20 protein-coding genes and 2 pseudogenes are annotated in these 21,179 nt (G+C 70.1%); 18 read left to right on the forward strand and 4 right to left on the reverse strand.

The window, feature by feature from the left end; all coding sequences use genetic code 11:
• The first annotated feature begins 180 nt into the window (after nt 1–180).
• The 4 genes from dop to prcA all read left to right on the forward strand — a co-directional run bounded on the left by dop (nt 181) and on the right by prcA (nt 3,890).
• Entirely contained in the window at nt 181–1,692 is a 1,512-nt protein-coding gene (gene dop / locus OG452_RS29240) for a depupylase/deamidase Dop (protein ID WP_327298554.1), read from the forward strand.
• Between the two features lie 192 nt (nt 1,693–1,884).
• Nucleotides 1,885–2,103 (forward strand): ubiquitin-like protein Pup, encoded by a 219-nt coding sequence (locus OG452_RS29245; protein ID WP_164263898.1) that lies wholly within the window; start codon nt 1,885–1,887, stop codon nt 2,101–2,103.
• A 147-nt stretch (nt 2,104–2,250) separates the two neighbouring features.
• Nucleotides 2,251–3,096 carry a proteasome subunit beta gene (gene prcB, locus OG452_RS29250; RefSeq protein WP_266858704.1) on the forward strand — a complete coding sequence of 282 codons (846 nt, stop codon included), beginning with the start codon at nt 2,251–2,253 and terminating at the stop codon, nt 3,094–3,096.
• A gap of 47 nt (nt 3,097–3,143) precedes the next feature.
• Nucleotides 3,144–3,890 carry a proteasome subunit alpha gene (prcA, locus tag OG452_RS29255; RefSeq protein ID WP_327298555.1) on the forward strand — a complete coding sequence of 249 codons (747 nt, stop codon included), beginning with the start codon at nt 3,144–3,146 and terminating at the stop codon, nt 3,888–3,890.
• 145 nt (nt 3,891–4,035) lie between these two features.
• Here the strand turns inward: prcA and OG452_RS29260 are convergent, their stop codons facing one another.
• Nucleotides 4,036–5,055 carry a LacI family DNA-binding transcriptional regulator gene (locus tag OG452_RS29260; RefSeq protein WP_327298556.1) on the reverse strand — a complete coding sequence of 340 codons (1,020 nt, stop codon included), beginning with the start codon at nt 5,053–5,055 and terminating at the stop codon, nt 4,036–4,038.
• Nucleotides 5,056–5,193: 138 nt separating this feature from the next.
• On the opposite strand from OG452_RS29260, the gene OG452_RS29265 reads away from it, so the two are divergent.
• The 12 genes from OG452_RS29265 (at nt 5,194) to OG452_RS29320 (ending at nt 17,357) form a co-directional block, all read left to right on the forward strand.
• The gene (locus tag OG452_RS29265) at nt 5,194–6,453 is read left to right on the forward strand and encodes an MFS transporter (RefSeq protein ID WP_327298557.1); all 1,260 of its coding nucleotides are present in this window, start codon (nt 5,194–5,196) and stop codon (nt 6,451–6,453) included.
• Nucleotides 6,454–6,462: 9 nt separating this feature from the next.
• Complete coding sequence (gene pafA, locus OG452_RS29270; RefSeq protein ID WP_266858713.1) at nt 6,463–7,824, forward strand: Pup--protein ligase; 1,362 nt, start codon at nt 6,463–6,465, stop codon at nt 7,822–7,824.
• A gap of 136 nt (nt 7,825–7,960) precedes the next feature.
• Complete coding sequence (locus tag OG452_RS29275) at nt 7,961–8,962, forward strand: FKBP-type peptidyl-prolyl cis-trans isomerase (RefSeq protein ID WP_327298558.1); 1,002 nt, start codon at nt 7,961–7,963, stop codon at nt 8,960–8,962.
• 42 nt (nt 8,963–9,004) lie between these two features.
• Entirely contained in the window at nt 9,005–9,376 is a 372-nt protein-coding gene (locus OG452_RS29280; protein WP_327298559.1) for an FKBP-type peptidyl-prolyl cis-trans isomerase, read from the forward strand.
• A gap of 172 nt (nt 9,377–9,548) precedes the next feature.
• Nucleotides 9,549–10,505 carry a helix-turn-helix transcriptional regulator gene (locus OG452_RS29285; RefSeq protein ID WP_327298560.1) on the forward strand — a complete coding sequence of 319 codons (957 nt, stop codon included), beginning with the start codon at nt 9,549–9,551 and terminating at the stop codon, nt 10,503–10,505.
• 7 nt (nt 10,506–10,512) lie between these two features.
• A complete protein-coding gene (locus OG452_RS29290; protein WP_327298561.1) occupies nt 10,513–11,469 on the forward strand; it encodes a helix-turn-helix transcriptional regulator in 957 nt (318 codons plus the stop codon).
• 14 nt (nt 11,470–11,483) lie between these two features.
• Entirely contained in the window at nt 11,484–11,738 is a 255-nt protein-coding gene (locus OG452_RS29295; RefSeq protein ID WP_327298562.1) for a hypothetical protein, read from the forward strand.
• A gap of 9 nt (nt 11,739–11,747) precedes the next feature.
• Nucleotides 11,748–11,942, forward strand: a complete 195-nt coding sequence (locus OG452_RS29300; protein ID WP_327298563.1) for a hypothetical protein — start codon at nt 11,748–11,750, stop codon at nt 11,940–11,942.
• A gap of 213 nt (nt 11,943–12,155) precedes the next feature.
• Nucleotides 12,156–12,443, forward strand: a complete 288-nt coding sequence (tatA, locus tag OG452_RS29305) for a Sec-independent protein translocase subunit TatA (protein WP_327298564.1) — start codon at nt 12,156–12,158, stop codon at nt 12,441–12,443.
• A gap of 61 nt (nt 12,444–12,504) precedes the next feature.
• Nucleotides 12,505–13,467, forward strand: a complete 963-nt coding sequence (gene tatC, locus OG452_RS29310) for a twin-arginine translocase subunit TatC (protein WP_327298565.1) — start codon at nt 12,505–12,507, stop codon at nt 13,465–13,467.
• Between the two features lie 18 nt (nt 13,468–13,485).
• Entirely contained in the window at nt 13,486–14,472 is a 987-nt protein-coding gene (locus OG452_RS29315) for a diacylglycerol kinase family protein (protein ID WP_327298566.1), read from the forward strand.
• 56 nt (nt 14,473–14,528) lie between these two features.
• Nucleotides 14,529–17,357: a DEAD/DEAH box helicase gene (locus OG452_RS29320; RefSeq protein ID WP_327298567.1), complete on the forward strand. Its 2,829-nt coding sequence runs from the start codon at nt 14,529–14,531 to the stop codon at nt 17,355–17,357.
• 63 nt (nt 17,358–17,420) lie between these two features.
• On the opposite strand, the gene OG452_RS29325 is transcribed toward OG452_RS29320, so the two are convergent.
• A complete protein-coding gene (locus OG452_RS29325; protein ID WP_327298568.1) occupies nt 17,421–18,362 on the reverse strand; it encodes an RluA family pseudouridine synthase in 942 nt (313 codons plus the stop codon).
• A gap of 84 nt (nt 18,363–18,446) precedes the next feature.
• Between OG452_RS29325 and OG452_RS29330 the strand changes: the two are divergent.
• Both OG452_RS29330 and OG452_RS29335 read left to right on the forward strand, forming a co-directional pair.
• A pseudogene (locus tag OG452_RS29330) lies at nt 18,447–18,626 on the forward strand (helix-turn-helix transcriptional regulator); the annotation flags it as partial.
• A gap of 44 nt (nt 18,627–18,670) precedes the next feature.
• Nucleotides 18,671–19,097: pseudogene (locus tag OG452_RS29335) on the forward strand (ABC transporter permease); the annotation flags it as partial.
• 102 nt (nt 19,098–19,199) lie between these two features.
• Here OG452_RS29335 and OG452_RS29340 read toward each other — a convergent pair.
• Entirely contained in the window at nt 19,200–20,042 is an 843-nt protein-coding gene (locus OG452_RS29340; protein ID WP_327298569.1) for a siderophore-interacting protein, read from the reverse strand.
• A 47-nt stretch (nt 20,043–20,089) separates the two neighbouring features.
• Nucleotides 20,090–20,995, reverse strand: coding sequence for a 5'-3' exonuclease (locus OG452_RS29345; protein WP_327299823.1), 906 nt, complete (start codon nt 20,993–20,995; stop codon nt 20,090–20,092).
• Nucleotides 20,996–21,179 lie beyond the last annotated feature (184 nt).

The raw sequence follows: 21,179 nt of genomic DNA on the forward strand, positions 1-21,179 counted from the left end.
GCCTTCGGCCGCAAGGACACCAATGCCTGTAATGATCTCCCCAGCGGCGCAAAGGCGTTCTACGCTCTTCGGTATCACCGAGTCGCGCAGTGCGGGGAAGGGCAACCGCACACGCACCGGAGAAGCAGCGGTACTTGAGCGACGTTCCCGCGAGGGGCGCTGCCGGGCAAGGAGGGCCGCATGACCGTACGGCGGGTAATGGGCATCGAGACGGAGTACGGCATCTCTGTTCCGGGCCACCCGAACGCCAATGCCATGCTCACCTCGTCCCAGATCGTCAACGCCTACGCGGCGGCGATGCACCGGGCGCGCCGCGCCCGCTGGGACTTCGAGGAGGAGAATCCGCTGCGGGACGCGCGAGGCTTCGACCTCGCCCGGGAGACCGCGGACACCAGCCAGCTGACCGACGAGGACATCGGCCTGGCCAATGTGATCCTCACCAACGGGGCGCGCCTCTACGTCGACCACGCCCACCCGGAGTACAGCTCCCCGGAGATCACCAATCCGCGTGACGCCGTGCTCTGGGACAAGGCGGGCGAGCGGATCATGGCGGAGGCCGCGGAACGGGCCGCGGAGATCCCGGGTGCGCAGCCGATCCACCTGTACAAGAACAACACCGACAACAAGGGCGCCTCGTACGGGACGCACGAGAACTACCTGATGAAGCGGGAGACCCCCTTCTCGGACATCGTGCGCCACCTGACCCCCTTCTTCGTCTCCCGCCAGGTGGTGACCGGGGCCGGCCGCGTCGGAATCGGCCAGGACGGCCACGAGCACGGGTTCCAGATCAGCCAGCGCGCGGACTACTTCGAGGTCGAGGTCGGCCTGGAGACCACCCTCAAGCGGCCGATCATCAACACCCGCGACGAACCGCACTCGGACGCCGAGAAGTACCGCCGCCTCCACGTGATCATCGGCGACGCGAACCTCTCGGAGATCTCGACCTACCTCAAGCTGGGTACGACCTCGCTGGTGCTCGCGATGATCGAGGACGGGTTCATCAATGTGGACCTCGCCGTCGACCAGCCGGTGCGCACCCTCCACCAGGTCTCGCACGATCCCGGCCTCCAGCAGCTGATCACGCTGCGCAGCGGCCGCACGCTCACCGCCGTACAGCTCCAGATGGAGTACTTCGAGCTGGCACGGAAGTACGTCGAAGAGCGGTACGGCGTGGACGCCGACGAGCAGACCAGGGACGTCCTGGGCCGCTGGGAGGACGTGCTGAACCGGCTGGAGAACAACCCGATGAGCCTGTCGGGCGAGCTGGACTGGATCACGAAGCAGGAGATCCTGGAGGGCTACCGCCGCCGGGACGGTGTCGACTGGGACGCGGCGAGGCTCCATCTGGTGGACCTGCAGTACGCGGACGTACGGCCCGAGAAGGGGCTGTACAACCGTCTGGTGGCCCGCGGGAAGATGAAGCGCCTGCTGGACGAGCCCAGGGTCGTACGGGCCGCTGCGAACCCGCCGGAGGACACCAGGGCCTATTTCCGGGGCCGCTGTCTCGAACAGTACGCGGACGATGTCGCCGCGGCCTCCTGGGACTCCGTGATCTTCGATCTGCCGGGCCGCGACTCGCTGCAGCGGGTACCCACGCTGGAGCCGTTGCGCGGGACCCGCAACCACGTCAAGGAGCTGCTGGACCGGTGCCGGACGGCCGAGGACCTGGTCCGGGTGTTGCAGGGCGGCTGAAAAGCCCCGCCGGTGGGAATCATCAGGGTAGGTCCCGGACGTTGAGGAAAGTGCGGGGCCAATGTCGGACCCCGCTTGTAGTGTCTGATCAAGCGGATCCGATCATGCTTCTGACCGGATCGGGCCGATTCAGTACGGTCAGCTCCAGTCTGTTTCAGCTTCAACAACATCGAACCGAGCGGGGTGAGGTAGATGGCGACCAAGGACACCGGCGGCGGGCAGCAGAAGGCGACGCGCTCCACCGAGGAGACCGAGGAGCAGGCGCCTGAGGCGCAGGGCTCCGAGGACCTCAAGGAGCGCCAGGAGAAGCTCTCGGACGACGTCGACTCCGTTCTGGACGAGATCGACGACGTGCTCGAGGAGAACGCCGAGGACTTCGTTCGGTCATTTGTGCAAAAGGGTGGCGAGTAGCTCCTGTTGTCCGTAGCCGGTGCGGCCGGCGGAAGCCGATCGCACCGGGGCGGATGACCGGCGCGGGCACGGGTAAGGTCCGTTCAAAGTCCGCAAGATCGGCCCGGCCTCCAGAAGGCGGGCCGCCGCCCATCCGGAAGGAAACGCGTGGAAGCCAACCCTCGTAGCACCGGGCGTCTGCCGGCCGCTTTCCTGACGCCGGGGTCCTCCTCGTTCATGGACTTCCTGTCCGACCACTCGCCGGAAATCCTGCCGGGCAGGCGGCCGTTGCCGCCCACCCAGGGGCCGGTCGAGGCGCCGCACGGGACGACCATCGTCGCCGCGACCTTCCCCGGCGGGGTGGTCCTCGCCGGAGACCGGCGCGCGACCATGGGGAACATGATCGCTCAGCGCGACATCGAAAAGGTCTTCCCGGCCGACGAGTACTCGGCGGTCGGGATCGCGGGTACGGCCGGTCTCGCCGTCGAGATGGTCAAGCTGTTCCAGCTCGAACTGGAGCACTTCGAGAAGGTCGAGGGGGCCACCCTCTCCCTGGAGGGCAAGGCCAACCGGCTCTCCACGATGATCCGCGGCAATCTCTCCATGGCGATGCAGGGCCTCGCCGTGGTCCCGCTCTTCGCCGGGTACGACGTCGACCGCGAGGAGGGCCGGATCTTCTCCTACGACGTCACGGGCGGCCGCTCCGAGGAGCGCGGCTACGCCTCCACGGGCTCCGGCTCGATCTTCGCGCGCGGCTCCATGAAGAAGCTCTACCGCGATGACCTGACGGAGCAGCAGGCCACCACCCTGGTCGTACAGGCGCTGTACGACGCGGCCGACGACGACTCGGCGACCGGGGGGCCCGACGTGGCCCGCCGGATCTATCCGATCGTCACGGTCATCACCGACGAGGGCTGCCGCAGGCTGACCGATGAGGAGGGCTCCGAGCTCGCCCGTTCGATCCTGGCGCGGCGTCTCGAACAGCCCGACGGCCCGCGCGCCGAGCTGCTCTGAGGCCCCTTCCGATGCACTCGTCACTGACAGAAAGGGACGGATAGCCGGTGTCGACGCCGTTCTATGTCTCACCTCAGCAGGCCATGGCCGACCGGGCGGAATACGCCCGGAAGGGCATCGCCCGTGGTCGCAGCCTGGTCGTGCTGCAGTACGCCGACGGCATCGTCTTCGTCGGCGAGAACCCGTCCCGTGCGCTGCACAAGTTCAGCGAGATCTATGACCGGATCGGCTTCGCGGCCGCCGGCAAGTACAACGAGTACGAGAATCTGCGGATCGGCGGTGTGCGCTACGCGGATCTGCGGGGGTACACCTATGACCGCGACGACGTGACGGCCCGCGGGCTGGCGAATGTCTACGCGCAGACGCTGGGCACGATCTTCTCCAGTGCGGCCGAGAAGCCGTACGAGGTGGAGCTGGTCGTCGCCGAGGTCGGGTCCGTGCCCGACGGCGACCAGATCTACCGGCTGCCGCACGACGGATCGATCGTGGACGAGCACGGTTCGGTCGCGGTCGGCGGCAACGCCGAGACGATCAGCACGTTCCTGGACCAGCAGCACCGCGAGGGGATGACGCTCGCCGAGGCGCTCAAGCTGGCCGTGCAGGCGCTGTCCCGTGACACCAACGGAGGCGAGCGGGAGATCCCCGCCGAGCGCCTCGAAGTGGCGGTGCTGGACCGTACCCGGCCGCAGCAGCGCAAGTTCAAGCGCATCGTCGGCCGCCAGCTGGCCAGGCTGCTCGACGCGGCCGACGCCGCGTCCGCCGAGACGGACGCGCCCTCGGACGAGGACGAGTAGCCCCGCCTGCCGTCCGGTTCAGTCCGTGCCCCGGCCCGCCTGTGCGGTCCGGGGCACGGACGTGTACTCCGCAAGGCGCCCGCGGACCGGCACCCAGAACAGCACCCGCGAGCCCCGGCGGCCACCAGCCTCCCGGGGCCGGTCCTCAGCCCCGCACCGGTGCCGGGGCCGTCGAGCCGCGTACGAGAAGGTCCACCGGCAGATCGCCGCCCTCGGGCCTGCGGCCGTCGAGCACGGCGAGCAGAGCCGCCATTCCGCGCCGGCCGATGTCTTCCGCGGGCAGGGCCACCGTCGTCAGCTCCGGTTCGATCGCGGTCGCGAGCGCCAGATCGTCGAAACCGGTGATGGAGAGGTCCTCGGGGACCCGCAGCCCCAGCCGCCGCGCCGCCTTGCAGGCCCCGGCGGCCAGGATGTCGTCGTCGCAGATCACCGCGGTCGGTCGGGGGCCGGGGCCGGTGAGCGCGCCCTCCGCCGCCTGCCGCGCGGCATCTACCGCCAGTGGGGCGGTGACGGTGCGGACCTCCGAACCTCGCAGAGCCGACCGCAGGGCGGCGGCCCTGACGTCGAAGGTCCAGGAGTCGATCGCCGGTGCGAGATGGACGAATCTGCGGTGGCCCAGCGCGAGCAGATGGCCCGTCACCTGGCGCATACCGTCCGCGATGTTCAGATTCACATGGGCCGCCGCCCCCGGCTGGTCCGGGTCGCTGTCCAGCATGACCAGCGGCAGGCCGGACTCCTGGATCGCGGCGAGCGCGCCGACAGCCATCGACGAGGCGATCACCCCGTCCAGCGCGGTCCGCGCCGAGCCGAAGGGGTCCCGCGCCGGCCCCACACCTTCGGGGGAGGGGTAGAGCACCACCCCGAAGCCGTGCTCGGCCGCTTTCGCCGCGGCGCCCGTATAGACGCGGGCGAAGAACTCGGTGGTCAGCGCGGGGACGACCAGCAGCACGGTCCGGGTGCTGCCCAGACGCAGATCGCGGGCGGCGAGATTCGGCCGGTAGCCGAGCTGCCCGGCCGCGTCGCGTACCAGCCCAGCCGTGCGCTCGGAGACCCGCCCCCGCCACTTGTCACCGAGGACCAGCGAGACGGTGGCCTGTGAGACACCTGCGGCGCGGGCCACGTCGTGGCTGGTGGGGCGGGCCGGAACCACCGGTTCCGGGCTCATCGCTCGGGCATCCACTCGGGCCTCCGTCCGGCCTGGTCCCGACCGCGGCCATCTGGACTCGCGGTCTGCGCACATGGTACGTATGAGCCACAGGTTATACGTAACACCCCGGTCGGGGCCGGGAGACAAGGGGCGGACATGGCCGCGGGATACGCGGAACTCTTCGGCACCAGACATGTGACGCGGCTGCTCACCGGCACCCTCGTCGGCCGGCTGCCGAACGCGACAGCGGCCATCGCCGTGGTGCTCTTCGTCCGCGCCGAAGGCGGCAGTTACTCGCTCGCCGGGGCGCTCTCCGCCGTCTACGGGCTGGCCACCGCCGTCGGTCAGCCGCTGCTCGGCCGCGCCGTCGACCTGTACGGACAGCCCCCGGTGATGCTGCCGTCAGCGCTGGTGTCGGCGCTCGGCATGGTGCTCTTCGCGGTCGTCGGCACCGATCAGCTCCCGCTCGCCGTCACCGCGATGCTGATCGCCGGGCTCTTCACACCGCCCCTGGAGGGCGGGCTGCGCGCCCTGTGGCCCAGCGTCCTGAAACGCGAGGACCGGGTGCACGCCGCGTACGCGATGGACGCGGTGGCCCAGGAGGTGATGTTCACGGTCGGCCCGCTGCTGATCACCCTGGCGGTCTCGCTGTGGTCGGCGGCGACCGCACTGGTGGCCGTCAACGCCCTCGGGGTGCTCGGGGCGCTCTCCGTTGTCGTCTCGGAGCCCTCGCGCAACTGGCGCTCCGCGCCCCGCGAGGCCCACTGGCTGGGCGCCCTGCGCTCGCCCGGACTGCTCGCGCTCCTCGGGGCCTTCTTCTTCGTCGGCCTGGCGCTGGGCTCGATCACGGTGGCCGCGATCGCCTACTCCGACGGGCACGGCGGCGACGCGGCGTACGGCGTGCTGATGGCGGCCATCGGACTCGGCGCGCTCATCGGCGGGCTGCTGTACGGCGCGCGGCAGTGGCCGGGCGCAGCGGAGAAGCGGCTGCGCGTCATCGTCGGCGCGCTGGCGCTCTGCTACCTGCCACTGATGCTGGTGCCCGGGGTGACCGCGATGTCCGTGCTGATGACGGTGGCCGGTGTCTTCCTCGCTCCCGCCATCGCCTGCGCCTTCATCGTCGTCGACCGGCACGCCCCGCGCGGCACGGTCACCGAGGCGTTCTCCTGGCTGGTGACGACCTTCGGCGTCGGCGCCGCACTGGGTACGGCTGTCGCCGGGCCGGCCGTCGAGGCGGGCGGGGCGCCCGCCGGGTTCGCCGCCGCGGGAGGCGGGGGGATCGCCGCGTTGCTCGTCCTGCTGGCCACTCAGCGGGTCCTGGCAGCTCCTGGCGGTACCGGCTCTGTCGTGGCCGGTTCCCAAAATGATCGGAACGGGGCCGTCGAACACGGTTTCAGGACAGGCCATCAGGCGTAATGTTCAGTCATGGACCGCCGCATTTTCGGGCTGGAGAACGAGTACGGCGTCACGTGCACATTCAGGGGACAGCGCCGACTGTCACCTGACGAAGTGGCGCGCTACCTCTTCCGCCGTGTTGTGTCATGGGGCCGCAGCAGCAACGTCTTTCTGCGGAACGGCGCCCGCCTCTACCTCGACGTGGGATCGCATCCGGAATACGCAACTCCCGAATGCGACAACGTGGCTGAACTGGTCACACACGACAAGGCGGGCGAGCGCATTCTCGAAGGCCTGCTCGTCGACGCCGAACGCCGCCTGCACGAGGAGGGAATCGCGGGCGACGTCTATCTCTTCAAGAACAACACCGACTCGGCGGGAAACTCCTACGGCTGCCACGAGAACTATCTCGTCGCCCGCCATGGGGAGTTCTCGCGGCTCGCGGACATTCTCATCCCCTTCCTCGTCACCCGCCAATTGCTCTGCGGCGCCGGGAAAGTGCTGCAGACACCGCGCGGAGCCGTTTTCTGCGTGAGCCAGCGGGCGGAGCACATCTGGGAGGGCGTCAGTTCCGCGACCACCCGCTCCCGCCCCATCATCAACACCCGCGACGAACCGCACGCGGACGCCGAGCGCTACCGCAGGCTGCACGTCATCGTCGGTGACTCGAACATGTCCGAGACGACCATGCTGCTGAAGGTCGGCGCGACCGACCTCGTCCTGCGCATGATCGAGGCGGGCACGGTGATGCGTGATCTGACCCTGGAGAACCCGATCAGGGCCATCCGCGAGGTCAGCCACGACACCACGGGCCAGCGCAAGGTGCGCCTCGCCAGCGGGCGGGAGGCCTCGGCGCTCGAAGTCCAGCGTGAGTACTACGAGAAGGCCGTGGACTTCGTGGACCGCCGTGGCATCCGTACGGGCCAGGTCGAGCAGGTCCTGGAGCTCTGGGGCCGCACACTCGACGCGATCGAGGAGGAGGACCTCGACAGGATCGGCACCGAGATCGACTGGGTGATGAAGTACAAGCTCATCGAGCGGTACCGGGACAAGCACAACATGACCATGTCGAATCCGCGGGTCGCTCAGATAGACCTCGCCTACCACGACATCCACCGCAGGCGCGGGCTGTACTACCTCCTGGAGAAGCGCGGACAGGCCGCGCGCATCTGTGAGGACCTGAAGATCTTCGAGGGCAAGTCGGTGCCCCCGCAGACCACCAGGGCCCGGCTGCGCGGGGACTTCATCCGCCGGGCCCAGGAGCAGCGCAGGGACTTCACCGTCGACTGGGTCCATCTCAAGCTCAACGACCAGGCGCAGCGCACCGTGCTCTGCAAGGACCCGTTCCGGTCGGTCGACGACCGGGTGGAGAAGCTGATCGCCGGGATGTGACCGTCCTCACCCCGATCGCCCGAGGGCTCCGCACACAGTCAGTGCGCGGGGCCCTCGCGCATGCCGTGAGCCCACATGGGGGACGGGGAGTCGTAGAGTGGCGGCCACTGACACCCCCACTACCCCGAGGACCACTGTGCGACGCCGTTTTGCTGCCTTGCTCATCGTGCCGGCCCTGGTACTGACCGCCTGCGGAGGTGGGTCCTCCAAGAAGACGGATGACTCGTCCTCACCGCCAGACCAGTCCGCGGCCACGGCCGTGCCCAAGCCGGTCGATTCGGCGTCCCCCCTGCCGACGGTCTCGGGCGGCACGGGCAAGAAGGCGACCATCACGGTCCCCAAGAAGGACCCGAGCGGCAAGTTCGTCATCCACACCGTCTCCGAGGGCAGTGGCGCCGTGGTCAAGAAGAACGACCTGGTGATGGCCGACTTCACCGGCAAGGTCTGGAAGAGCGGCAAGGACATCGGCAGTTCGTTCGACAAGGGCGGCGCCCCGCAGCTCATCACCGCCGGTTCCAAGACGATCATCCCGGCCTTCGCCGACGCCGTCACCGGCCAGAAGATCGGCAGCCGGGTCCTGGTCGTCGCTCCGCCCAGCGCGGCCTTCGGCAGCCAGGGCCAGCAGCAGCTCGGTGTCACCGGCAAGGACACCCTGGTCTTCGCGCTGGACATCAAGAAGGTGATCCCGAAGAAGGTCGAGGGCACCCAGGCCCCCACCTCGTCCGACCTGCCGCAGATCAAGGCGGACCAGGAAGCGCCCGCCACCATCTCCGTACCGAAGAGCGACCCGCCGAAGAAGCTGGTCGACAAGGAGCTGATCCAGGGCAAGGGCGCCACCGTCAAGAAGGGCCAGACCGTCTACATGCAGTACAGCGGTGCTGCCTGGAAGCCCAACGAGGGCAAGCCCACCGCGACTCTGTTCGACTCGTCCTGGAAGACCGGCACGCCGTTCCAGACGGCCATCGGTGAGGGCGCGGTCATCAAGGGCTGGGACCAGGGCATCGTCGGCAAGAAGGTCGGCAGCCGGGTCATGCTGGTGATCCCGCCGTCGCTGGCGTACGGCTCCAAGGCTCAGGGCGCGACCCTGCCGGCCAACTCGACGCTGGTCTTCGTCGTCGACATTCTGGCGGCAGTGTAAGACTGTCCCGGTTGCCCAGTACCAAGAAGTAGGAGCAATTACGTGAGCATCGAGAAGCCCGAGGTCGACTTCCCGGGCGGCGAGCCGCCGGCCGAGCTGGAGATCAAGGAGATCTGGGAGGGCGACGGCGCCGTCGCCAAGGCCGGGGACAAGGTCAAGGTCCACTACGTGGGCGTGGCCTTCTCCACCGGTGAGGAGTTCGACGCGAGCTGGAACCGCGGCACCCCGCTGGAGTTCAAGCTCGGCGTCGGCCAGGTCATCTCCGGCTGGGACCAGGGTGTCCAGGGCATGAAGGTCGGCGGCCGTCGTCAGCTGACCATCCCCGCGCACCTCGCGTACGGCGACCAGGGCGCCGGCGGCCGTATCAAGCCGGGCGAGACGCTGATCTTCGTCTGTGACCTGGTCGCTGTCTGACCGGAACTGATCGTTTCTGAGGGTCCATGCCTGCCGGCATGGGCCCTCGGCTTTTGACCGGGCACGCCGTAGCGGTACGGTCGGCGGTCGTGGAACGTCCTGCGTTCTTCGTGCTGCGTTCTTCCCGGGGAATCGCCCCGGCGGACACTCCCGGACCCCAGAGAGGGCGTCGATGGCGATTGCCAAGGCCGAGCGGCTCATGAATCTGGCGCTGTGCCTGCTCGGAACCAGGCGGCCCCTCAGCAAGCGTGAACTGCGGGGGTCCATCGAGGCGTATCTGGAAGCGGGATCGGACGAGTCGTTCAACCGGATGTTCGAACGGGACAAGGACGATCTGCGTGAACTCGGCCTGGTCATCGAGACGGTCGAGAGTCTGGACGGGGACGCCGGATACCTGGCCCGCCGCGACAGCAACAGGCTCCCCCCGGTCGCGCTCGACGCCGAGGAGGCCGCGGCGCTCGGACTGGCCGCCAAGGTCTGGCAGCAGGCGCGGCTGGCCGGCGCCGCCAGCGGCGCCCTGCAGAAACTCCGGGCCGCCGGAATGCCCGAGGCCGAGGACCCGTACGCCGTGCAGCACGGCGCGCTGGAGCCGCGCATCCCGGTGCACGAGGCCGCGTTCGAGCCGCTGATGCTGGCCTGCCGCGACCGCCGCCCGGTCGTCTTCGACTACCGCAAGGCCAACGCGGCCCGCCCCGAGGCCCGTCAGGTCGAACCCTGGACGCTGGAGTGCTGGCGCGGCCACTGGTATCTCGCGGGCTGGGACCGCGAGCGCGGCGCCGAGCGGGTGTTCCGGCTCTCCCGTATCACCGGCAAAGTCCGTGCCAGGCCCGGTGCGTTCACCGCCGACGTGCCGGACGTGGTGACCGTACGCGAGACCGTGGAGACCTGGGCGGGTGAGACGGCGACCCGCAGCGCGCGGATCCGGCTGCGCTCGGGCGCCGGGTACCCGCTGCGCTCACGCGCCACCGCCGTCCGGGAACTCGGCGACGGATGGGACGAGTTGGAGATTCCGTACGGACACGGTCTGGACGCCTGGCTGGTGGAGTTCGGCCCCGACGTGATCGTGCTGGAGCCCGCGGACCTGCGGGCCGACGTGGTGGACCGGCTGCGCGCCGTGGCCAAGGACTGAGGAGCACGTGGCTACGAACGCGATCGACCAGACCCGCCGGATGCTGTCCCTGGTGACCTATCTGCGTGAGCGCCCCGGCGCCCGTGTCGGGGATGTCGCGCGGGCCTTCGGCATCACCGAGGACGAGCTGATCTCGGACCTGGACGTGCTGCCCATGTGCGGGACGAGCTTCCGCGGCGGCGACCTCCTCGACATCGACACCGACGGTGAGTCCATCTGGTGGCACAACGCCGACGACGTCGCCGCGCCGCTGCGGCTCGCCGCCGACGAGGCCACGGCCCTGCTGGTGGCCGCGCGTGCGGTGGCGACCCTGCCGGGGCTCCGTGAGGGCGACCGGCAGGCGCTGCTGCGGGCCACCGCGAAGCTGGAGGCCGCGGCCGGCGAGGTGGCGGGCGCCAGCTCCCGGCTCTCGGTGACCTTCGAGTCCGAGGGCGGGGTGTTCGCCGACGTCGACCGGGCCATCTCGGAGCGGCGTAGGCTCTGGCTGCGCTACTACTCGCCGGCGCGCGACGAGCTCACTGAGCGCGAGGTCGACCCGATCAGGCTCTTCGCCGTCGGCCATACGTACATGGAGGCCTGGTGCTACCTCTCCGAGGCCCGGCGCACCTTCCGGCTGGACCGGGTCGCCGCGATCCGGCTGCTCGACGAGCCCTCCGCGCCGCCCGAGCTCGAACTGCGCGATCTGTCGGCGGGGCTCGTCCAGCCCGCGGCCGAGGACCCCGAGGTCGTGGTCGAGACCGGCCCGGGCGGCCGCTGGGTCGCCGAGTACTACCCCCACGACAGCGCGGAGGAACTCGCCGACGGCGGGCTGCGCATCACCCTGCGCACCCCCGACCCCGCCTCGCTGCGCAGGCTCGCCCTGCGGCTCGGCCGGGACGGGCGCATCGTCTCGCCGGGTGACCTGGCGGCCAGCGCACAGCTCGCGGCCCGTGAGGCGCTCGCAGCCTATGACGGGCAGGAGTAGAGGAGTTGAGGTATATGTCGGTTATGCCCGGATTTTCCACCCAAGTGGGCCCGGTCATCTTCCGGGCCGCCTGCCCGGACTGCCGCAACCGGTTCGAACTGGCCGCGGGCGCGCTCCGGCTGGCGATCGGCGCCAGCCGGCGTACCACCTTCTACTCCTTCACCTGTCCCGACTGCGGGTCGTCGGTGCGCAAGCCGGCCGGTGAGCGGATCGTCGAACTCCTCTCCGGCGGAGGCGTGCGGACGCTCCGCCTCCACTCCACTGTCTAGGGTGTTCACATGTTCTGGCCGATGACCGCGATCGTTCTGGGGTTCCTCGGAATCGCCGTGCTCGGTGTGCTCGCCATCAGGGTTTTTGTCGAGGCCCGGCGCCTCGGCAGCCAAGTGGCGCGCGCCACACAGCAGATCAGCCAGGCCGCCTACGGGCTGGAGCGCGCGGCCACGGGGCTCGCGCGGAGCGGTGAAAGTTTGTGATAGAGGCGCCCGGCTCTGCTGCCGGGCCGTTTCGAGCGGTACGCTGCTGGTCGCGGGCCCGGAAGCGAGGTGCGGGCCGCCGGCGCGAGTCTGCACAGGGATTGCCCTGCGTTTACCCCCGCGGGTTACGATCGCTGCCAGCACGACTACCGGACGCCTGTCCGATCGGTCGGGCAGCCCCACCCCAGCCGCCTCGGTGAGAAGGTACAGCTTATGTTCGGAAGGCTCGGCGCCCCCGAGATCATCCTGATCCTCGTCGTCATCGTCCTGCTGTTCGGCGCGAAGAAGCTTCCGGACATGGCCCGTTCGCTGGGCAAGTCCGCCCGCATCCTCAAGAGCGAGGCCAAGGCGATGAAGTCGGAAGGCCAGCAGACCGCCCCGGCCGACCCGCCGCAGGACACCAACGCCCAGACCGACGTCCCGCGTACGATCCAGGCAGCTCCGGGAGACGTGACCAGCGCCCGTCCCGTGACCGAGCCGTCGGACTCGACCAAGCGCTGACTACCGGGCCGGAGCGGGCGCCGCGGTGAGCGGCTGCCCGCCGCACAGATGAGGACGTGGGTTGCTCGTGTCTGCCCGCAATAAGGAGAAGGACTCCGAGGGGCGCATGCCCCTCGTTGAGCACCTGCGTGAGCTGCGCAACCGGCTGGCCAAGGGCCTGCTGGGGATCGTTGTCGTCACGATCGCGGCTGCCTTCTTCTACAGGCACATCATTGAATTCTTCACCAACCCGGTGCTGCACGCGGTGGGCTGCGAGACGAGTTTCTCGGAGCTCGCCCACAAGAGGGACGGGACCTGCGCACGGATCGTCCTGAACGGTCTTCTCACGCCGTTCACGCTCGCCCTCAAGGTCTCCTTGATGTCGGGTGTGGTGCTCTCATCGCCGATCTGGCTCTATCAGCTCTGGGCCTTCATCGCGCCGGGCCTGCACAAGCACGAGCGCAAGTACACGGTCGGCTTCGTTGCCGCGGGCTTCCCGCTCTTCCTGGCCGGCGGCTTCTTCGCGTACAAGACGCTCCCCACGATGGCGAAGGTCCTTCTCCAGCTCTCCCCGGCCCATCTCGACAACCAGCTGCCTCTCGACGACCTGCTCGACCTGATCACCCGCATGGTGGTCGTCTTCGGGCTCTCCTTCGAGCTGCCGCTGCTGCTCGTCATGCTGAACTTCGTCGGGATCATCACCGGCAAGCGGATGGCCGGCTGGTGGCGCGGCATGATCATGGGCATCACGGTCTTCGCCGCGGTCGCCACGCCCAGCACCGACCCGCTGAGCATGCTGGCGCTCGCCGGGCCCATCTGGGTCCTGTACGGCTTCGCCACCGTCATCGCCCTGCTGAATGACCGCCGCAAGGCGCAGCGTGCCGCAGCGGGCCCGGGCGACGACGAGGCATCCGACCTCGACCTCACCCCGGCGGACATAGGAGAGGTCGAGACCGTGCCCGCCTCCCGGGTACCGGGGCAGGCCGGCAGTGAGACGGACGGTTCCAAGCCCAGCGGTCTGGGCGGTTACGACGACGTGACCTGACCTTGTAGGGTCCGGCGGGTGACCAGCGAGATCACCCTCTTCGTCAATCCCACCGCAGGACGCGGCCGGGGCGCGCACGCCGCGCAGCCGGCCGCTTCCGCGTTGCGGGACGCAGGTTTCTCCGTACGCACGGTGCTCGGCAGCGACGCGCCCGACGCGCTGCGCCGGGCGCGGGAGGCGGTGCGGGGCGGGACCGGCGCCCTGATAGCCGTCGGCGGGGACGGCATGATCAGCCTTGCCCTCCAGGCCGTGGCGGGCACCCGCACCCCGCTGGGCGTGGTCGCCGTCGGAACCGGCAACGACTTCGCCCGCGGGCTCCGGCTGCCGGTACGGGATCCGGCCGCAGCGGGCCGCTCGGTGGCCGCGGCCCTCAAGGGCGGGAACATCAGGGAGATCGACCTCGGCCGGGTCGTCCGGAGCGACGGTTCCGGTCCGGGCGATGGTGCAGGTCAGGGGAACGGTGCGGATCCGGGTGACCGTGCGGACGACACCGGGCTCCGGCCGGCCGGGGCGCGCTGGTTCGGGAGCGTGCTCGCCGCCGGATTCGACTCGCGGGTCAACGACCGGGGCAACCGGATGCGCCGGCCCGCGGGCCGGCTGAAGTACGACCTGGCGATGGTCGCCGAACTGGCCGCCTTCCGGCCGCTCCCGTACCGGTTGGTGCTCGACGGGGGACCCGCGCGCGAGATCGAGGCCACGCTCGTCGCCGTCGGCAACGGACCGTCGTACGGCGGGGGCATGAAGATCTGTGCCGGCGCGGAGCTGGACGACGGGCTCCTCGACATCACGGTGGTCGGTGCCTGCTCCCGCGCCACCCTGGTCAGGGTCTTCCCGAAGGTCTACCGGGGCACCCACCTGAGCCATCCGGCGGTCACCTCGTACCGGGTGCGCAGGATCGAGCTGCGGGCCGCCGGGATCACGGGGTACGCGGACGGTGAGCCGCTGGGCCCGCTGCCGCTGACCGCCGAGTGCGTGCCGCGCGCGGTCCGGGTCATCGGCTGTTGAAATGCTGAAATAAAGATCACTGACTGTCGGAGGCGGCGGGTAGGCTCGTTGACAAGATGACCGAGGACCTTTCGCCCGCTGAGCGTTATGCAGCCGCCCGCATCCGCGCCGTCGAGGACGCCACTGCGCTGGCCCCCTTCCGCGGCATGTACGACTTCGATCTCGATCCGTTCCAGATCGAGGCGTGCCGGGCCCTGGAGGCGGGCAAGGGTGTGCTCGTCGCGGCACCCACCGGCTCGGGCAAGACGATCGTCGGCGAGTTCGCCGTGCACCTGGCCCTGGAGCAGGGCCGCAAATGCTTCTACACCACCCCGATCAAGGCCCTGTCCAACCAGAAGTACGCGGACCTGGCGAGGCGGTACGGGGCGGACAAGGTCGGCCTGCTCACCGGTGACAACAGCGTGAACGCCGACGCCCCGGTGGTCGTCATGACCACCGAGGTCCTGCGGAACATGCTGTACGCCGGCTCGCAGGCGCTCCTGGGGCTCGGCTATGTGGTGATGGACGAGGTGCACTACCTCTCCGACCGCTTCCGCGGCGCCGTGTGGGAGGAAGTGATCATCCACCTGCCGGATTCGGTGACCCTGGTGTCGCTCTCCGCCACCGTGTCCAACGCCGAGGAGTTCGGCGACTGGCTGGACACCGTACGCGGCCACACCGAAGTGATCGTCTCCGAGCACCGGCCCGTCCCGCTCTGGCAGCACGTGCTCGCCGGGCGCCGGATGTACGACCTCTTCGAGGAGTCGACGGACCACGGCGGCCGGGGCGGTGCCAAGCGCGAGGTCAACCCGGACCTGCTGCGGATGGCCCGGCAGGAGAACCAGCGCACGTACAACCCGCGGGACCGCCGCCGCGGCAAGATGGTGCGCGAGGCGGACCGCGAGCGCGAGCGGCGCTCCCGCAGCCGGATCTGGACCCCCAGCAGGGCCGAGGTCATCGCCCGGCTCGACGCCGAGGCGCTGCTGCCCGCCATCACCTTCATCTTCAGCAGGGCCGGCTGCGAGGCCGCGGTCCAGCAGTGCCTCTACGCGGGACTGCGGCTCAACTCGGAGGAGGCGCGCTCCACGGTCCGCGAGATCGTCGAGGAGCGCACCGCCTCCATCCCGCGCGAGGATCTCCACGTCCTCGGGTACTACGAGTGGCTGGAAGGCCTGGAGCGGGGCATCGCCGCGCACCACGCCGGGATGCTGCCGACCTTCAAGGAGGTCGTCGAGGAGCTCTTCGTACGAGGGCTCGTGAAGGCCGTGTTCGCGACGGAGACCCTGGCGCTCGGCATCAACATGCCCGCCCGCACGGTGGTCCTGGAGAAGCTCGTCAAGTGGAACGGCGAGCAGCACGCCGACATCACCCCCGGCGAGTACACCCAGCTGACCGGCCGGGCCGGGCGGCGCGGCATCGACATCGAGGGCCACGCCGTGGTGCTCTGGCAGCGCGCCATGGACCCCGGCGCGCTCGCGGGCCTCGCCGGGACCCGCACCTATCCGCTGCGCTCCAGCTTCCGGCCCTCGTACAACATGGCCGTCAACCTGGTGCAGCAGTTCGGCCGGCACCGTTCGCGGGAGCTGCTCGAAACGTCCTTCGCGCAGTTCCAGGCCGACAAGTCGGTCGTCGGGATCTCCAAGCAGGTGCAGAAGAACGAGGAGGGCATCTCCGGCTACCGCGAGGGGATGACCTGCCACCTCGGGGACTTCGAGGAGTACGCGCGGCTGCGCCGCGACCTCAAGGACCGCGAGACGGAGCTGGCCAAGCAAAGGGCCGTGCAGCGGCGGGCCGCCGCCGCCGACGCCCTGGAGAGGCTCAGGCCGGGCGACGTCATCCATGTGCCGACCGGCAAGTTCGCCGGGCTCGCACTGGTTCTGGACCCGGGGCTGCCGGCCGGCCGGGCCAACGGACACCGCGGCTTCGAGGAGTACGACGGGCCCCGGCCGCTGGTGCTCACCGCCGAGCGGCAGGTCAAGCGGCTCGCCTCGATCGACTTCCCGGTGCCCGTCGAAGCCCTGGACCGGATGCGGATCCCGAAGTCGTTCAACGCGAAGTCGCCCCAGTCCAGGCGCGATCTGGCGTCCGCGCTGCGCACCAAGGCCGGACACATCGTGCCCGACCGGCACCGCAAGCCGCGGGCCGCCGCAGCCGACGACCGGGAGATCGCCCGGCTCCGCACCGAGCTGCGCGCGCACCCCTGCCACGGCTGCGACGAGCGCGAGGACCACGCCCGCTGGGCCGAGCGCTACCACCGGCTGCAGCGCGACACCAGGCAGCTGGAGCGACGGATCGAGGGGCGGACCAACACCATCGCCCGCACCTTCGACCGGATCTACGCCCTGCTGACCGAGCTCGACTACCTCAGGGGCGACCAGTCGACCGAGCACGGCAAGCGCCTCGCCCGGCTCTACGGCGAGCTGGACCTGCTGGCGTCGGAGTGTCTGCGCGCCGGTGTCTGGGAAGGCCTCAGCCCCGCCGAACTCGCCGCGTGCGCCTCGGCGCTGGTCTTCGAGGCGCGCCAGGCCGACGACGCCGTCGCGCCCAAGGTCCCCGCCGGTGCGGCGAAGACCGCGCTGGGCGAGATGGTCCGGATCTGGGGCAGGCTCGACGCCCTGGAAGAGGACTTCAAGATCAACCAGACGGAGGGCGTGGGCCAGCGCGAACCCGACCTCGGGTTCGCCTGGGCGGCCTACCAGTGGGCATCCGGCCGGGGCCTCGACGAGGTGCTGCGCGAGGCCGAGATGCCGGCCGGTGACTTCGTCCGCTGGTGCAAGCAGGTCATCGACGTCCTGGGCCAGATCGCGGCGGCGGCCCCCGGCGAGAAGAGCACGGTCTCGCGCAACGCCCGCAAGGCGGTCGACGCGGTGCGGCGGGGCGTGGTGGCGTACAGCTCGGTGGGCTGATCGCGCTCGGCGCGCCGTACGGCCCCCGCGGGAGCAGGTCCTGCGGGGGCCGTACCTGTCTGCTCAGCGGCCTGTCGCCCACTGGTCGTACGCCGTCCAGGCCAGGAGCGAACGGCCGCTCTCGAAGTGGTGCTCGGCGCCGGTGACCGGGTCGGTGAACTCCAGTACGCGGGCGAGGAGTTGCAGCGGCCGGCGGAAGTCGTCCGGCGGCGGGTCGGTGACCACCGGGAAGAACGGATCGCCCAGCAGCGGGACGCCCAGCGCGTTCATATGGACGCGCAGTTGGTGCGTACGGCCGGTGACGGGGGTGAGCCGGTAGCGGGCGAGATCTCCCTTGCGGCCTGCAGGTTCGATCCGGGTCTCGCTGTTCGGCTCGCCGGGCGTCTCGAATGCGGCGACGATGCCGGGCACCTTCTCGATGCGGCTGCGTGAGACGTGCGGCAGTTCGAGACCGGCCCGGTACGGGGCGACTCCCTCGTACTCCTTGCGTACTTTCCGGTCCCGGAACAGCGTCTGGTACGCCCCGCGCTCCTCGGGCCGCACGGAGAACAGCACCAGCCCAGCGGTCAGCCGGTCCAGCCGGTGGGCCGGACTCAGCGCGGGCAGCCCGAGCTCCTTGCGGAGCCGCGCCAGCGCGGTCTGGGTGATGTGCCTGCCCCGCGGGGTGGTGGCCAGGAAGTGCGGTTTGTCGGCGACGACAATGTGCTCGTCGCGGTAGCGCACCTCGATGGGGAACGGCACGCGCACCTCGTCGGGGAAGTCCCGGTGGAACCAGACCGAGGCGCCCGGCAGATAAGGGGTGTCGGCCCGGACCGGCCCGTCCACCCCGACGAATGCGCCCTTCCGCAGCATGGCGTCGACCTCGGCGGCGCCGCCCGGCAGCCGCTCGGCCAGGTGTTCCCCGACGGTGGTCCACGCACCCTCCACGGGAAGCCGCAGCCGCACCGCGTCGATACCCTCGCGCTGGGGCAGGGGACCCGGAAGCCGGGATGTCTTGCGTCTCATCGTGGCTCAAGAGTACGAGCGGCGAGGCGTGGCGGGCGCAGTCGCCGGCATCCGCGATACATCGCGGTTGTCCTCCCGGGGCACTACACGGTCGTGCAGAACCTGGAGAAGCACGGCTTCGTGGAGGTCACCGACGTCCAGCGGCAGGGCAACCGCCCCGAGCGCACTCTGTACGGCCTCACTGACAGCGGCCGTACGGAGACGCTCGACTGGATGCCCGATCTGCTGGCCGTCCCGGCAGCCGAGTTCCCGCTGTTCGGGACCGTACAAACTGCACATGATCGAGGCCGAGGCCGCGCATCTCCAACGCCGTCCAGTCCGTGATCATCGTGCTGCTCGGACTGCTGGGCGGTGCGGACTATCCCGGCGGCGCGGGCGGACTCGCCGTGCTGGTGTTCGCGTCGATCCTGCTCGGTACGGTCTTCGGCGCGCTCTCCAATGCGCTCGGCATGCTGGTGCGCCAGCGGGAGTCGATCATCGGTATCAACACGTTTCTGCTGCTGCCGCTGACCTTCCTCTCCTCCGCCTTCATGGCAGCGTCCCAGATGCCGTCCTGGATGCGGTACATCGCCGACTTCAACCCGGTCAACTGGGCCATGCTCGCGGGCCGTTCGGCGATGGCGGCCGACCCGGACCGGGCCCCTGGTGCTCAGCCGCGGGGGTGCGCTGCTGGTCCTCGCGGTCGTCGCGGTCCAGTTGTCGACCCGCACGTTCCGGTCGTACCAGCGGTCTGTGCAGCCCCGAATATCGCTGCCCCGCACAGCGGGAAGCCCCGGCATCGAGCATGCGCTCGATGCCGGGGCTTCCCGCTGTGCGGGGTGGTGTACGGAAGGCGGCTCAGCCCGCCTGCTCCTGTTCCGCCTCCACCTGGGCGTTCCACTCGCGCTTCGCCGCGCGCCAGGTCTCGTCGTTCTGTCCCAGCCGCCAGTAGCCCGAGATGGACAGCTGCTCACGGGGGACTCCCCGGTCCAGCCGCAGATGGCGCCGCAGCTCCTTCACGCAGCCCGCCTCGCCGTGCACGAAGGCGCTGACCTCACCGGCCGGGAAGTCCAGAGCCCGCACCGCGGCGGTCAGCGCCTCGCCCGCCGGGCGGGTGCCGCGGTGCAGCCAGCGCACCTCGACGCCGTCCGGCGCCGCGATCTTCTGCTCCTCGTCGGGGCCCGACACCTCCACGAACGCGTGCACCACGGCGCCCGCCGGCATCCGCTCCACCGCTGCCGCGATGGCGGGCAGCGCGCTCTCGTCGCCGGCCAGCAGGTGCCAGTCGGCGGCTGGGTCCGGGGCGTAGCCGCCGCCGGGACCGAGGAAGCGCATCGTGTCGCCGGGGCGCGCGGCGGCCGCCCATGGACCGGCGAGACCTTCGGTGCCGTGCACGACGAAGTCGACCACCATCTCGCGCAGCGCCGGATCCCAGGACCGCACCGTGTATGTCCGGGTGACCGGCCACTGCTCGCGTGGGAACTCCTCGCGGATCCGGGCCATGTCGAACGGTTCCGAGTAGCTCACGCCCTCGGGCGCGAAGAGCACCTTGATGTAGTGGTCGGTGAACTCCGATGCGTCGAACGCGTCCAGCCCCTCACCGGCGAGGACCAGACGGACCATGTGCGGGGTGATCCGCTCGGTACGGACCACCTGCGCCTCGTGGGCCTTCGGTGTCTTACGGGCCGGTGCTTCCGCCACGGACGGCTCCCCTGATCGTTGTGGTTAGGCTCACCTAAGTTAGCACCTCAGTCCTGGAGAGTGGAGAGCAGCCGCTGAAGTGATCCGCCCAGGCCCCACAGGGCGCCCTGCTGTTCCAGGGTGGCGGGATCGCGCGGCTCGGCGGGCAGGGCCGGGTCGAACGGCGGCAGCGGTACGTCCGAAGCCACCCGCACCACCTTCGGCGCCACCGCGACATAGGGGCGCGCCTCGTTCAGCTTCCTGCGCTGCGACGGGGTGAGCCGGGACGCCGGGTCGTCGACCGCGGCCATGATCCCGGCCAGGTCACCGAACGCGTCGAGCAGCTTCGCCGCGGTCTTCTCGCCGATCCCCGGGACGCCGGGCAGTCCGTCGCTCGGGTCGCCCCGCAGCAGCGCCAGATCCACATACCCCTGGCCGGTCACCCCGTACTTCTCGCGCAGCAGCGCCTCATCGGTGAGCTGGAGATTTCCGACCCCCTTCAGCGGATAGAGGACCCTGACGCCGCGTGCGTCGTCCACCAGCTGGTAGAGGTCGCGGTCCCCGGTGACGATGTCGACTGGCCCGGTGGCACGGCCGGCGAGGGTGCCGATCACGTCGTCCGCCTCGTACCCCTCGACGCCGACCCGGGCGATACCCAGGGCGTCGAGCACCTGCTCGATCATGGGGACCTGCGGGGCCAGGGTGTCCGGGGTGTCCTCCTCGTCGGGACCCTGTTCCGTCTCCTGCGCCACCCGGTGTGCCTTGTACGAGGGGATCAGGTCGACCCGCCACTGGGGGCGCCAGTCGGCGTCCCAGCAGGCGACCAGGGAGTCCGGGCGGTGGTCCTGCACCAGCCGGGCGATGAAGTCGAGCAGCCCGCGCACGGCGTTGACCGGGGTGCCGTCCGGGGCGCGTACGGTGTCCGGCACCCCGAAGTAGGCCCGGTAGTAGAGGGAAGCGGTGTCGAGGAGCATCAGGCGTCGCGTCACATACCGATCATGCCGTACGCCACTGACAGCCACCCTGAGTGAGCTGGGTCACTCTTCTGTTTGGACCGCATAAAGGTGGGAAGGCGCCGCCCCGGAGCGGAACCAGTAGCAGATTCAAGTATTGCGAGGGTGAAGCGGACCGATCCCGTGCCGCTCCACGACCTGTCGA

Origin of the sequence: Streptomyces sp. NBC_01197, assembly GCF_036010505.1 — a bacterium.
Classification (GTDB): domain Bacteria; phylum Actinomycetota; class Actinomycetes; order Streptomycetales; family Streptomycetaceae; genus Streptomyces.